This window comes from Acinetobacter sp. 12966 (assembly GCF_031196995.1).
Classification (GTDB): Bacteria; Pseudomonadota; Gammaproteobacteria; order Pseudomonadales; family Moraxellaceae; genus Acinetobacter; species Acinetobacter geminorum.
In genome coordinates, this window is record NZ_JAVIMC010000055.1 from 16,579 (window position 1) to 31,376 (window position 14,798).

Below are 14,798 nucleotides of genomic sequence, written 5' to 3' on the forward strand. Positions count from 1 at the left end.
CCTTCTTATATTTCTTATGCAGGAATTGGGTACATCTGATCAATGGTCTGGGCTACAGCCACGACATTCTCAGCGTACATAATTGATGAGTGGTCACCAGGCAAATCCACCTGTGTAAATGTGTCTTTGACCAGTTGATCCCAACCTAGACTTTCTCCAAAGTCTTCCTGCTCATCTTTGGCCTTGACCAAAAGGATTGGAAAATCTTCAGGTTCTGGGAAATAGGTCTGGAGTGCGATGCCATTCGCCAAATAAGTATCAAAGTAAAGTCGGAAATCTGATGGATCTGCATCGAGAGGCAGAACATTAATGGCTTTAGCTTCTTTAAGTACATGATCAAACATTTGATCTGGACTCAACTCACGCAAATATTGCGCTGGGATCGTCAACTTTTTGCCATAAGGTGCAGCCAAATCACGGGCGAACCAAGACAAAAGCATCGCATCGTCGGCATCTTCAGGCACATTCTCTGGAATTGGAGCACGGGTATCGATCATGACAATACCTGTGACCTGCTGTCCCATTTGACGCAACTGATGACTGATCTCGTATGCGATCGCACCACCGAAACACCAGCCACCGAGGAAATAAGGTCCTTGAGGCTGCATCTTTTGCATTTCAGCAATATAGAGCGTCGCCATTTCTTCAATCGCCACTTCCGCAGCATCTGCCTCAATCAGTCCAGGAGACTGAATAGCACGTAGTGTACGGTTCGGATTAAGATGACGCGAAAGTTCCATATAACAGAAGGTACTGCCACCAATTGGATGGAACAGCCACAGCGGTTGTTCATAGGTTCCACGGCGTAGTTCAATTACGATGGATGGCTTAATTTCTTTATTTTCGCGAATGATTTCACTCAAACTCGCCACAGTGGAATATTGTGCCAACAAAGCAACTGACAGTTCGGTACCGAAAGCTTTTTTAAGATGGTTGACAAGCTTCACAGCTAATAAAGAATGCCCACCTAATTCAAAGAAATCATCGTGTATACCAACTCGCTTGACTGACAAGATCTGTTCAAAGGTAGTACACAGCTCGATTTCGATCGGATCACGCGGTGCAACATAATCATTGCTCTGCTCAAAGATCGGCTCAGGAAATGCCTTACGATCCAACTTATTGTTGGCCGTCATTGGAAATTCATCCAATCGGATAAACGCACTTGGCACCATATAAGCTGGAAGATGAATTTGCAGGGTCTTTTTCAAACCAACAATATCAAGCTCTTGTCCAGTTACATAAGCCACCAGTTTCTGGTCGTTGCCAGCTGTGGTCTTAACCAGCACTACTGCATCTGTGATACCGTCGATCTGTTTGAGGACATTCTCGATTTCGCCTAGTTCGATACGGAACCCACGAATCTTGACTTGGAAATCTAGACGTCCGTGATGAGTCAAACGTCCATCTGTACGCAAACAGACTTTATCACCTGTTCGATAGAGTCGACCGGCATTTGGTAGAGATGGCAATGTTCTAAATTGTGCATCTGTCAATTCAGGTCGATGCCAGTAATCAACTGCCAGACCATCACCACCAATCCAAAGCTCACCCATAACGCCTGGCGGAACTAAACGCTGCTGCTCATCAAGAACATAAAGCTGGGTATTCGCCAGTGGTTCACCTAAATCAATATACTTTGCATCGGTGATACGAGCTGCACTAGACCACACTGTAGTTTCAGTCGGGCCATAGACATTCCATAGACAACCAACTTTATCCAGCAGTTTTTCTGCAAGAATAGTATCTAGCGCTTCGCCTCCACAGAGTGCAGTCAACCCTGCATTGCCGCTCCACTCGCTATCTAAGAGCATTTTCCAAGAAGCCGGTGTAGCCTGCAACACATTGATAGACTTAGCATTTAGATAATCTACGAGTTGATTACCATCTTGTGATACTTCACGTGGGCAAACATGCACCACACCGCCGTACAGAAGCGGAATGAGTAATTCAAGAATTGAAATATCAAATGCATACGTGGTGATTGCTAACAACTGAGTCTCAGCAGTCACTTGCAATCTATCATTCATAGATAGCAAGAAATTGATAATTGAAGGATGCCCAATACGGACACCTTTAGGCTTACCTGTCGAGCCTGATGTGTACATCACATAAGCAATGTCACCAAAAACAAGCGTCTAGCGCACTTGTTCAAGTGCCACAACACCAGCTTGATTGATATCTAAGCGAGGGACAGAAACGTTAAGAGCATCCATTAACTCGGTTTGAGTCAAGATGATTTTAGGTTCGGCATCTTCAATGATGTTCTGTAGACGTTCAGTTGGGAAATTAGGATCCAGTGGCACATAAGCTGCACCTGCCGCCCAGATTCCAAGGATTGCTGCTGGCAATAACGCTGTGCGGTCTAACATGAGACCTACACGATCACCTTGAGTAATACCGTGTGCACGCAAATATTCAGCAATACCACCAATATGTTGACCTAACTCACGATAGCTAATTGTATGATCTTTTGAGGTTAAAGCATGATTTTCACCACGCTCATCAATCTGCTTTAGAATCATTGCGAATAGATCATGCTGAACATAATCAGTCGCCTGTCCACGGAGAGCCTCGAACTGGATACCATCCTTATAATCAGGTGCGATATCTAACTCAACGACCTTACGTTCAGGATGAGCCACCATCTCTTCTAGTACAGCTTGCAGCAGCTGCACCATATTTTCGGCAGACTGCGCAGAAAATAACTCAGTGTTATATTTCAATACTCCAACAAGTTCACCCTGATATTCACCGCCCATTTCTAGCGTAATATCCAACTGTCCTTCTTGCTGACGAACTGGAAAACTTCCTAAGGTCAGGTCTTGGCCGACCAAAGTCGCTGGGGTCTGAATTGGCAGAAGTAGTTCTTTAAACTCATCCATCCCCCCTAGACGTTCCCAAAACATTCCCACCTGAGCTAATGGGTTAATACTGCCATCACGCTTTGGTGAAACAGCTTCAACTACTCTGGAAAAGGCAATTTTTTGATGCTTGAGGCTCTGTCTTAATTGTTCCTGCACCTGCTGTGTAAATTGACGTAAAGTCTGGTCAGCATCGATATCCATGGGAATAGCAATCGTATTGACAAACTGCCCCAATGCATTACGCAAAGAACGTTCAAGTCGACCAGCTACAGGTGTAGCAATGACTAGATTATTTTCATTAGAGAGTTTGTGCAGCAGAACATAAAAGCCAGATAGTACAAGTCCGAACAATGTGATCTCATAATCTTTCGCCAAGTTTACAAGACCAGATGACACTGGCTCAGGCACACGAAAAGCAAGTGAGCTACCTTTATGTTGCTGTATAGCTGGACGAGGGTAATCAAGCGGAATGCTATGCACGTGTGGTGCATGTTGTAACGCTTTTTTCCAGAACAGTAGACTCTCATCAGCATCATCAATAGCAGTACTCTGCTGCTTATCGGCATACTGTGCGAACTCGATTCCATTCACTGTATCCGACTCTGTAACTAGTCCAAAACGTTTGCCGACATCGCGCAGCAAGAGACCAATCGACCAGAAATCCATGAGAGCATGATGAATCACAACTGCAATCACATAGTGATTTTGGCCGCGCTCATAACAATGAATACGCCACAACGGTGGCTGAGTCAGGTCAAACGGCTGCTTGGTGTCCTGTTCAACCAATTGCGTCAAATCAGAAGCTTCTATATGACGAGCATCAGAAAAGATAATATTCGGATACATACGATCCCAGATGAGTTGCTCAATCCCCTGATCATTGGCAGGCATGCTGACACGCAACAGCGGATAATCATGCATTACCGCTTCCAGAATCTCCATCGGCTTGTTGCCTAATGATTGGTTAACCTTCACATCAAAGGCCACCACCATATTGTAGGCACTGCAAGTTGGCTCAAGACGTTGGATGTACCAAATACCAAGCTGTTCCGCAGAAATCGTATGACGAGACAGAACTTCCGGTTCTAGTCGTGCAAGGTTGTTCATGAAGCAACTCCCTGTTGCAACTCAGAAACAAGATATTCAGCCAACGCATTGATAGTTGGGTAATCCCATAATAGTGTTGGCTCAAGCTCCAGTTTTGTCAGATCTTCTAAGTCCCCAGACACAGACAAAGCAACGATCGAATCAAGACCGTAACTGGTAAATTTTTGATCTGGATCAATCGTCTCAGGCTCTACGCGCATTTCTTTGGCTACTAGCGTACGAATGATTGCGCTCCAGTAAGCTTTATCTTTATTCATGGGGTAATCTCCTCTTTAACCGGTTTGGCATCACGTGGTGCCAGTGCAAAATCGATGACAGATAACATATGGTTGGTTGAAATTCGGTCTAGCAAATCTGCCAATGTGCTTTCACGTAATGACGTCATAGGAGGAGCTGTCTGCCCTTCAGCTGCATTTAAGAAAATGATCAGCCATGCACCATCCTGTAAAGCAGGTCTTAAGCCATGACGGTTGAAAACCCAGAAACCCAGCACAGCAATGCGAGCAAATAACTCTGCATAACTACGCGCAAGACTAAAGCGCAACGTTTCAAACTCTTTGCTTTGCTCAGAATTTGAGAAGTAATCCTGAATTTTTTGATCCAACGAACGCTGTTCAACAAGAAGTTGGTTTGCTTGTTCACGTAGCGTAGTAAGTGTCTCAGCAGACAACCCTGCTGTAACATCGGCATCATTGAGCATTTCGATGATTGTTTCGAGTGACTCCATCACCAAGTCACCATCTCGGTTGAAAATCTCAAGCTCACGGAAATCAATAGCACCTGTCTCTACCTGCAAGTCATACAACTGGCGATAGCGTGCTTTAGCTTCGGCTTGGTTGAGATGGTCGGCTTTTTTGCTACGACCTTTATTGGCTGATTTGAGCTGGAAACTCAGACTGTCTAGACAAACGGTGCTACTCCCGTCAAACACACTAACAATAAGATGGTCTCTGAATGCTTTCTGGTACATTCCATCTGCATATGCATTTCTTAAGAAGAAACGTGACCCAAGCACTGAAGAAGTGATCTTGGCAAGCGACTCTACATACTCAGGCACCAGTACCTTGACGATTGGCGACCATGTACTGAACTGATTAATACAAACGTGTAATCCGCGTGCGCCAACAAGTGATAACACTTCAGCCGCTAAAAGATAAGCATAAGCTGTAGCAAGTTGCTCACGCACTAATGGAATGCTTATTACTTTTTTGTTATATAACTCGCGTTCGATAGCAAACTCGGTCGCGATTCGTAGCATCGTATCGCCAGCCCCCAGCGAGAAACTACTGCAATATGCACGCGTTACCTGTAACGTCTTGAGTCCAAGCTCTAACCCTTGGCCTTCTTCACCGATCAGGGCATCTTTGTGAATTTCAGCGTTGTTAAAACCAATACCGCTGATATCTAGACCACGCATACCCACTGTTGGTAGTCGGTTCAGGCTATATGTTCCTTTTGAGGCCATATGACGCTTATCGAGCCAGAATGCGCTTAGGCTACGTGGTCCACGATCGTCTGATGTTTTAGCGATCAGACTTAAAGAGTCTCCTAAAGTGGCACGGTTAATTGACCATTTTTCGCCATTTAAAACATATTTACTCTCGGTAGATTGCGCTGTCACTTCACTCGATAGCAGGTCGGCACCATGGGCTTTCTCGCTATAAGCCAGCGCTGGAGCAGCACCACTCAAAATTCGACTAGCAATATTTTGGCATTGATTCGCATTACCGCCGATCCATACAATCACGGACCAAGCATTCGTGCTATAAGTCGAATTGATGGTTAGATCTCGTCGTGCCAGCACGCGATGTAGATATAGCAATTCTTCACCAATTTCCATACGACCTCCAAGTTCTGAAGGTACATAAAAACGGTTCATACCTACCGCATTCAGAAAATCAACAGCACGCTGAGGGTACTGTTCTTTCTCATCACGTTCGATGGCAGCGGACCAAGAAAAGTCGTTGTTAGTATCATGTACGGAGCCTAAAATTTGCTCCAGACGAGCAGCAGATTGAAACTGCCGCAAATTGGACGTAAGTGACATGAATTTTCACTCAAATGATTAAAGGGTAAGGGTTTAAAACAAAGCACTTTTCAGACGATTAAAAATCAGCTTGCGCACTTCACGTTCCTTGATCATTGAGTTGAGTAGATTGGAGCTATAACGAATCAGCTGCCCCCGCTGCTCACGATCACGGATGACCTCTAAGCCGTTTTTGACATAGTTTCGAGCAATCACCGTTCTACGGTTTGGATGGGTTAAACAGACCAGTTGACCGCGTTCGATCTGCTCTTTAATTTTTCTTCTTCTAATTTTGCCGCTAGTGGTCTTATTTATTCGGCCTTGATGCAATAAATAGACGCCATCTACAGGTAAGCCAATATCAGCTGCAACTTGTTCTTTAACCTGAGTTCTGATGGCTTCAAAATTAAGTGTCTTGTCTAAGGACTTCTTCTTAATCTCAAGTACAACTGTAACGCCATCAGAATCAGCAAAATTTACTGCTGCAACACAGCCTTTACGGACGGCAGGATGTGCCGTTTCAACAGAGCATTCAATGTCTTGTGGGTAATAGTTCTTACCACGGATAATAATCACATCCTTAAGACGGCCAGTTACATACAGGTCTCCATCTTTAATAAAGCCCATATCACCCGTTCTTAAGTAATGTACTTGGCTAGGCTGACCCGCTTCATCGACAATAGTTGCTTCAAAGGTTTCTTGATTGACCTCTGGCTTCTGCCAGTAACCTGCTGTAACACTCTCTCCTGCTAGCCAAATTTCACCGACTTCATGAGCTGCTACTTCTTTATGGGTATGCGGATTGACAATGCGGCAATCAATGTGTGCCGAGATCTTGCCACAACTCACCACTTGCACCGCAGTTTGATCCTGACTTGTCTCTACCAAGTGAGCATTCAACTTGTCACGATCAAGCGAAATCACATTGAGAGGGCCTGTCACACCACTAACTAAAAGCGTCACTTCTGCCAAACCATAGCATGGCAAGAAAGTATCTAGCTTCAATTTCGATTGAGTATTGAACTTCTCCATGAAACGCTGCATGACGTGAGCTTTGATTGGCTCGGCACCGTTAAACATTACACGAACGCGACTCAAATCAAGCGCTGCAGCATCCTCATCAGAGATACGATGCAAACACAATTCATAGGCAAAGTTTGGTCCACCACTGATCGTGACACCTTTCTCACTAATGAATTGTAGCCATTTTAGTGGTTTACGGATGAAGTCTAATGGTGACATAACATAACAAGTTAGCCCCACATAAACGGTCTGTAAAACTGAGCCAATTAATCCCATGTCGTGATAAACAGGAAGCCATGTCAGACCAATATCATCAGGTTGCGTACAAAATGCTTCGGCAATCATGACTTCATTTGCCATAATATTCTTATGGGTAACGATCACCCCTTTAGGCCAACCTGTTGATCCCGAAGTATATTGCAGGAAGCAGATATCTTGTTCTGCAATAAGCGGAAAATCCTTTTCGACCAAGTCACGCTGAAATTCGGCGTCAACAGCATGTAGTATTAAACTTTCATTTTGAGCTTTTAATGTGATTAGACCCGATAGCTCAAGAATCTTTTTTGTTGTGAGTACTATCTTTGGTTCACAGTCATTCATAATATTCAAAATATTAGAAAAACCATTACGATTAAACGGCAAACTAACTGGTACTGCGATAATTTTAGCTTTCAGACAAGCAAAGAACGATACGATAAAGTCTAGCCCAGGCTCGAACAACAACACTGCACGATCACCACTGTCCACAAGGTTCATTAATATCTGAGCTTGATGTTGAATCCGCGTATTCAAATCTTCATACGTAAGAGATTGAATGCCACCTGATTGGCGCCCTAAATACTCGAAAGCAACCTTACTTCCATTTAAATTTGCGTGGGATTCCAATGTTGCAATGATATTATCCGTATCCATTACAGCCATAAATTACTCCGATTAATTATAATTCACCCTTGAAATTCGCTAATTCAGAAATTACATTTCTAGCTAGGGCTTTTAATAAAATGAATATACTTTTTGTTTAAAATATAAATTCACATTATATTTTAATTGTGAATGTTATTTGTTACACCTGTAAGGGTTTACAGGTAAGTGGTCACTTATCGAAAATTAAGAAGCTAAATCCTTTATATAAATCATTTTTTGAGTAATTATATATTTTAATTTCTTATAATTATTTTAAATTAAAATCTCATCCACTCCTAATTTAGATACTCATAAGCCAAGATTTTAAAGGCTTTTACTCTTAAAAGTTTCTTTTTTATTGTTTTTAACTTTAGATTAAATTGCTTTATAAAAACAATAAAATAAAACTATTATATTTATATAAGAACACACAGGCAATAAATATTTAATAACACAGCATAGATATTAATAAATAAAATATTTATATTATGTTTTAATAATAAAATTTAGTTCCCTTAAACTGGACATATAAATATTAAAATATTTATTTTTTCTTAATTCTAATATTAAATTCCTCTATTATCTATAATCTCTATAAAAGCCCCAGCATTACAGCCCGAATAGCTGCTGAAATTTTATTATTTACATTTAACTTTTGCATGGAGTTACTGAGATGGAAATTTACGGTTCTTTCAGTTACTCCAAGAATTTGAGCTATTTCAGCTGACGTTTTACCTTCAGCAGTCCAGCGTAGCGCCTCTTTTTCCCTGTTCGTTAAATAAAGATTGAATTGAGCAAATTCTGCATCATTCACCATTTTAGCAATGCTAGAATGCACTGTTTGAGTCAACCAGTACATATTCGTGTATTGTGCTTTTTGCTCTTTTTCTGATAATTGGTCGTTGGATCTTGCTAGTGTTAGCATTCCTCTGGTCCCAATAAAATCACGACTTGACTGAGCCCAACCGACATTTAAACCATAAGAACGCGCTTCCTCCCAAAAATCTTTTTCAGCCTGTGTCTTCGCAGATTGACTCGACCAAACAAGAGGTTGAAGTGATATCATACAATGCTGCACCGTCGGATCTATCTTCACATATTGCCGTTCCACATAACGTTTCTGCCATGCTTCTGGATAATTATTCAACATAATCGTTTTTGGTTCAGCAATAGATAAGGGCGATTGCATACCATAAGCGCAATAGTCAAATCCAAGCTTTAATGCTGTAGATTTAACGATCTCAAACAACTGGTATTCATTTTTTACCACCAAAAATGCTGATAATAAATCCTCTTGCCAACTTTCCATTTGCGCTCATTAGACTCCATTCACAAACTATTTTTTGTTCGGTTGCATATTGTGAATCCAAAGTAATCAAATTGAAGTGTAGGCCTAATCTTTTACCGTAATTTCAATAAAGATCATCAATAATCTAAAACACTCTTAGGTTACTAAATATATTTTTCGCACCTGCTCTTCTATTAGAGCCCTCAATTACAGATTTTGAATTCATTATCCAATTAACAACACTTTTAAGCCCGGAATGATTGCAAATTATTCAGATAAACTATATGTCTGAACGCTTTCAAGGTTGTTATATTTCATGCGCAGATTATGCTTTAAAAATTAAAATTTACAGGATGCATTTTATTCCAAAATATATATTTTTTTAATTTATAGAGAACTCAATCACTTAATCTTGAGAGCATGTTTTTATTAATTTAATTAAATAATATTGCCTTTCAATTATTCAATACCTCTAATCCCCCTGTTTTTTATATAAAAAAACTAAAAATAATTATAATATTTTAAAAACCAAACAATTACAGCACCCCCATACTTGTAATTATTATTTTAGTATTAAAATTATTGACTATCTAATAGATTCTATCGAGCTAGTCTCTTTAAAAAAAGAGTTTTTACCCAAAAACATCTCTGATAAGAATAGCTTAAAGGTGCACCATCAAATTATAGTTAACCTGTTAAACATAACAGTATTTTATTGGCAATAATTTATGCTATTTATCCATTGAACCCCAATTCAAGTCACTTGAACAGGTAGCATGGTTAGCATACTCCCTCATTTCTCTATCTCAACAGATGGTTTTATTCGAATGAACGAAAACCAACTTATGATTTATCCTCTCCAACACATCATCTCTATTGTTGAATCAACACAAATTGAAGATTCTAAAATTCTCTATTATGGTTTTACCGAATGGGCAACGTTAAAAACTCCAGCTTTAAGTACCGGATGGGATTGGGAATTTATTGAGTACAATGGCATCACTACCGTAAAACGAGTAGGTTTGCCTCGAAGCAATATCATGATTGTTGATATATCTGGTATAGATATCGGGTTTGATACCAATGAAACATTCCTCAAGAAGAAAATAGATACTTTATTCTGGGAACCGTTTATTTATGCCCAAATCAATACGTCATTAATCCAGTCTTAATTAAGACAAATCATCTCTTAGAAACCTGTAAATTCTTACAGTTACCGCCTTTCCAGCTGTTCAGTAAAGTCGCTTGAAAAATAAGTGGAAGCACTTGTAATGAATATTATTGCTGGATTTCAAAACAATTTTTCAGAAGGCTTGTATACCAAATTTAAAAGTTACCGTTACAGGGTATTTGTTGAGCATTTGGGATGGGAGTTGAACTGTCCAAACAATGAAGAACTAGATCAATTTGATAAAGTCGACACAGCTTATGTAGTCGCTCAAGATAGAGAATCTAATATTATTGGTTGTGCCAGATTACTACCCACGACTCAACCCTATTTACTGGGTGAAATATTTCCCCAATTACTCAATGGAATGCCTATTCCCTGCTCGCCAGAAATTTGGGAACTCTCAAGGTTTTCAGCTGTAGATTTTTCAAATCCGCCTTCCTCTAGCAGTCAGGCTGTGTCATCACCGGTCTCAATTGCCATTCTGCAAGAAGCTATTAACTTTGCAAGAGAACAAGGCGCCAAACAACTCATTACGACCTCTCCTCTTGGTGTAGAACGTTTATTACGTGCTGCGGGTTTTCGGGCCCATCGCGCGGGCCCACCTATGGTTATTGATGGATATGCGATGTTTGCCTGCTTGATTGAAGTGTAGTTCATAACCAATTAGCTACATATTGAACGGCTGGAGCGTGAAAAAGTAGCGCTTGTACCTCTTTTTTCGCTTCAAATACTAAAAGCACTACCCGAAAGATTAGTTTGACTCATAAAAAATTTTTTAATTGTATTTCTTATAATCATTAACTGCCTGATCTAAAGCCTGAATTCCTTCATCAATTTTATCGGCAATAATAGATCCAATACCTAACCTTAAAAAATGTTGATGTTGATCTGTATTTAGAAAAAATGGCTGACCGGCCTCTATAAAAACCCCTACATTAGCTGCGTATTGAGCTAGAACAGTACAATCGATATCACTTTGGGTATCAATCCAACATGCCGAGCCACCATTTAATGCATAAACATTCCATGTGGGAAAGTGATGGTGTAATGCTGATATTAACTGCTCACCACGATATTTATGGAGTTGAAACTGACGACGTAACATGCCGTGGTAATAACCTTGATCAATAAAAAAGGCAAATACTCTTTGATTAAAAACATTGGGGTGCCGAAGCATTAGACGACGCAAATGACGCAACTCATTAATGAGTTCTGGAGCTGCTACGATGTACCCTAAGCGTAAACCTGGTGCTAGAGGCTTAGATAAACTCCCAATATAAACTACTCTCCCATGCCGATCTAAACTTTTTAATGCAGGGATCGTAGTATTTTGAACTAGAACCTGTGCATCGTATTCATCTTCTATAATGATACTGTCTTGCTGCTCCGCCAGTTGTAAAAGCTTTTTACGGCGTGAAGGAGACATGGTTATGCCTGTTGGGCATTGTCGTCCTGGTGTCACATAAAAATAATCACAGCCCACAGCATTTGTTAGGGTAACGCCTTCATGATCAACCGCTAATGGCACAATATTTGGTGTATGCAACATAAAAATATTTCGTGCATCAGGATAGCCAGGGTCTTCTATACCAACACTTTGTTGTTCTTTAAGTAGTAGTGCTGCCAACATATACAGTGCATGCTGGCTTCCTACCGTAAGTAATATTTCATTTTCTTTGGCCATAATTCCACGGGTCGGTAAAATATGTTGCCGTATTGCATTTATAAGAAAAGTATCATCACCTTGTTGTGTAATATCCCTTGACCATATCGATGCATCTTTAGCTGATAAAGCTTTAACAGCACACTCACGCCAAGATGAGGCCGGAAAACTTTCAAAGTCAGGCTGACCATATATAAACGGGTATGGGTAACTCATCCAATCCGCAGGTTTATTAATATGCCTTTGTGCTGATGGGCGAAGACGAAAGCGTGAAACCCATTCTGTAGATTTTGATGTCGTTTTTATCGTTTTGCTTTCACTACTATCAATTTGGAAGCTGGGATGCACAAAATGTCCACTACGTTGCCTAGACTCTAAAATACGTTCAGCTACGAGTTGTTGATATGCAATAGTCACAGTATTACGACCAACTCCAAGTTGATCTGCCAAATAACGACTTGATGGAACAGCCATACCTGGCTTGAGATAACCTTGTACTAATGCAGTAAACATCATACGGCAAATTCTTCCCTGCAAATTGAGTCCACTTTGCTCAGTCTCTGCAAATAATACGTTCCATATACCTGGTGCTTCTGGATTTGTTACAAACTGATCTCTTTCCATAGTGCATTTCTCGACCTATTTTGAAGCCCAAATGCTTAACATGGTGCATTTTGCCTCTGAAGACCTATGATTTACCGAAATCTGGCATCATAAATACAAATGCAAGACCTATTCCAACATATAAAAAAAATAAAAAATTAATAAATTTTAAATATTTAAATTAATTTAAGTCTGGCTCCATCAAAACCTTAAATCTGGTACTACGGCTAATTGCTCTATTTCCGTACAGTTTAATCATCAAAAAGGATTCGTATGTATTTGGAGTTAAAAAGATGAACCAAGCTCAACTTTTGCAACTAATCACTGACTTTTCTACAGCATGGAATAAACACGATGTAGAGCAACTCATGGACTGTATGCATCCTGATTGTTGTTTTGAAACAGTTGCAGGTGATGAGGTATACGGTACACGTATTCAAGGGCATGAGGCTGTTCGTCAAGCATTTGAAAATACTTTTAAAAGTTTTCCTGATGCACAGTGGCTTAATGGTAAACACTGGTTGAGCGAAGATGCGCTATACGGAATTTCTGAAACAACATTTACAGCATCAACCCCTGAAGGTGGAAAGATTGAAGCCAACATGGTTGATGTTTTCACCTTTAAAGATGGAAAAATTTTAGTCAAAAATGCATTCCGTAAAAATCGCCCCGTGCAAGCAGCCGCTTAAGGAGCCTGCCCATGAATCAATCAGTACAACAATTAACTTCTCTAGACAAAATAGTTGATCCAATATCTGAACCCATTCATCGTGGCTTTAAAACCTACAACGCTAAATTTGATCCGTTGACAGATAAGATCGTAACTGGCAACGAACAATACGCACCAACCTACTGGGTTGCAACGGCTGGAACACCTCCCGATGATGATGGCCCATTACCAGGTGATACAGAGGCCGACATTGTCATTATTGGTGGCGGTTTTACTGGTCTTTCAACTGCGTTAACTCTTGCAGAACAATTTGGTACTGCGCCATTAGTTCTTGAAGCAAATCGTAGTGCATGGGGTTGTACAAGCCGAAATGGCGGACAAGGTCAAAATGCTTCTGGTCGGTTATATCGTTCACAGTGGATCGAAAAATGGGGACTAGATATAGCCAAACGTTTAGATGCAGAAATTCGCGAAGGTTTTGATTATTTTAAACATCTGGTAACTGGTATTGAATGTGATGCACAAGATGGTGGGCATTTATATATTGCTCATCGTGCAAAAAAACTGGCGTTTTTAGAAAACGAAGGCAAAGTCATGAAAGATGTGTTTGGTTATAACACTCGTATGCTAAGCCGCGAACAACTTCACGAAGAGTTTGTTGGAGACCAAGAAGCTGCCGGTGCGTTACTCGAACCTGATGGTATTGGTGTACATCCATTAAAATTGGCTTTTGGATATTTAAAAAGAGCGCGTGCTGCTGGGGCGAAAGTACATACCTCAAGTCCTGTATTAGATTGGGAAACACGTAATGGTATTCACTATCTACGTACCCCCCATGGCACGGTCAAAGCTAAACGAGTGGCTGTAGCAACAGGTGGTTATACACCTAATGGTTTGCATCCAAGCTTGTCCGGCAAAATCATGCCAATTTTATCTAATTCTATTGTCACCCGTCCGTTAACAACTGCTGAGCTTAAAGAAGCAGGCTTACATAGTACAACGTTCATTACAGATACTCGCACTTTACGCCATTATTACCGCTTATTGCCTGATGGTTCAGTACAGTGTGGCAGCCGAAGTGCTTTAACAGGAGCCGATGCAAATAACCCTGTACATCTAGAGCGTTTAAAAGAAGGACTCTATCGCAAATTCCCAAGCTTGCGTGGTATACCAATTGCATATTCATGGTGGGGTTGGGTCGATGTCAGTCATGACATGATGCCACGAATTGTACAGCCTAATCCTGATGAAACTATCTATTATGCAATTGGCTATGGCGGCAATGGCGTATCTTTTTCAGCAATGGCAGGACGTCGTCTTGCAGAACGAGTAATGGGCATTCAACGCCCACAATTTGATCTACCTATTTATCAGTCACCATTACCTTCACATTTATTTCGACCTTTTAGACGGTTGGGGCAAGCCTTGTTGTACCGCTGGTATTACTTAAAAGACGAAATGCTTTAAGTGTTATTCA

The 14,798-nt window shown here is 40.8% G+C and carries 9 protein-coding genes and 1 pseudogene; 4 read left to right on the forward strand and 6 right to left on the reverse strand.

The annotated features are described in order from the left end of the window. Positions 1–14 precede the first annotated feature (14 nt). The 5 genes and pseudogenes from RFW85_RS07865 to abaR all read right to left on the reverse strand — a co-directional run bounded on the left by RFW85_RS07865 (position 15) and on the right by abaR (position 9,235). Positions 15–3,974: pseudogene (locus RFW85_RS07865) on the reverse strand (amino acid adenylation domain-containing protein). Further along, positions 3,971–4,231 (reverse strand): acyl carrier protein, encoded by a 261-nt coding sequence (locus RFW85_RS07870; protein WP_001030690.1) that lies wholly within the window; start codon positions 4,229–4,231, stop codon positions 3,971–3,973. The pseudogene RFW85_RS07865 and the gene RFW85_RS07870 overlap by 4 nt, the downstream one beginning before the upstream one ends. Continuing rightward, the gene (locus RFW85_RS07875) at positions 4,228–6,003 is read right to left on the reverse strand and encodes an acyl-CoA dehydrogenase (RefSeq protein ID WP_081313838.1); all 1,776 of its coding nucleotides are present in this window, start codon (positions 6,001–6,003) and stop codon (positions 4,228–4,230) included. Before RFW85_RS07875 ends, RFW85_RS07870 begins: the two co-directional genes overlap by 4 nt. Positions 6,004–6,054: 51 nt before the next feature. Beyond that, entirely contained in the window at positions 6,055–7,944 is a 1,890-nt protein-coding gene (locus tag RFW85_RS07880; protein ID WP_069036572.1) for a fatty acyl-AMP ligase, read from the reverse strand. Positions 7,945–8,518: 574 nt separating this feature from the next. Next, the gene (gene abaR, locus RFW85_RS07885) at positions 8,519–9,235 is read right to left on the reverse strand and encodes a LuxR family transcriptional regulator AbaR (RefSeq protein WP_069036521.1); all 717 of its coding nucleotides are present in this window, start codon (positions 9,233–9,235) and stop codon (positions 8,519–8,521) included. Positions 9,236–9,990: 755 nt separating this feature from the next. Here abaR and RFW85_RS07890 point away from each other — a divergent pair. Continuing rightward, entirely contained in the window at positions 9,991–10,386 is a 396-nt protein-coding gene (locus RFW85_RS07890; protein ID WP_069035871.1) for a DUF4902 domain-containing protein, read from the forward strand. Between the two features lie 84 nt (positions 10,387–10,470). Next, on the forward strand, positions 10,471–11,037 hold the full coding sequence (abaI, locus tag RFW85_RS07895) for an acyl-homoserine-lactone synthase AbaI (RefSeq protein WP_081313726.1): 567 nt from the start codon (positions 10,471–10,473) through the stop codon (positions 11,035–11,037). Between the two features lie 123 nt (positions 11,038–11,160). On the opposite strand, the gene RFW85_RS07900 is transcribed toward abaI, so the two are convergent. Then, positions 11,161–12,672, reverse strand: coding sequence for a PLP-dependent aminotransferase family protein (locus RFW85_RS07900; protein WP_069035873.1), 1,512 nt, complete (start codon positions 12,670–12,672; stop codon positions 11,161–11,163). Between the two features lie 272 nt (positions 12,673–12,944). Between RFW85_RS07900 and RFW85_RS07905 the strand changes: the two genes are divergently transcribed. Both RFW85_RS07905 and RFW85_RS07910 read left to right on the forward strand, forming a co-directional pair. Beyond that, positions 12,945–13,340 carry a nuclear transport factor 2 family protein gene (locus RFW85_RS07905; RefSeq protein ID WP_005804779.1) on the forward strand — a complete coding sequence of 132 codons (396 nt, stop codon included), beginning with the start codon at positions 12,945–12,947 and terminating at the stop codon, positions 13,338–13,340. Positions 13,341–13,351: 11 nt separating this feature from the next. Next, on the forward strand, positions 13,352–14,788 hold the full coding sequence (locus RFW85_RS07910) for an FAD-binding oxidoreductase (protein ID WP_069035874.1): 1,437 nt from the start codon (positions 13,352–13,354) through the stop codon (positions 14,786–14,788). Positions 14,789–14,798: the final 10 nt, after the last annotated feature.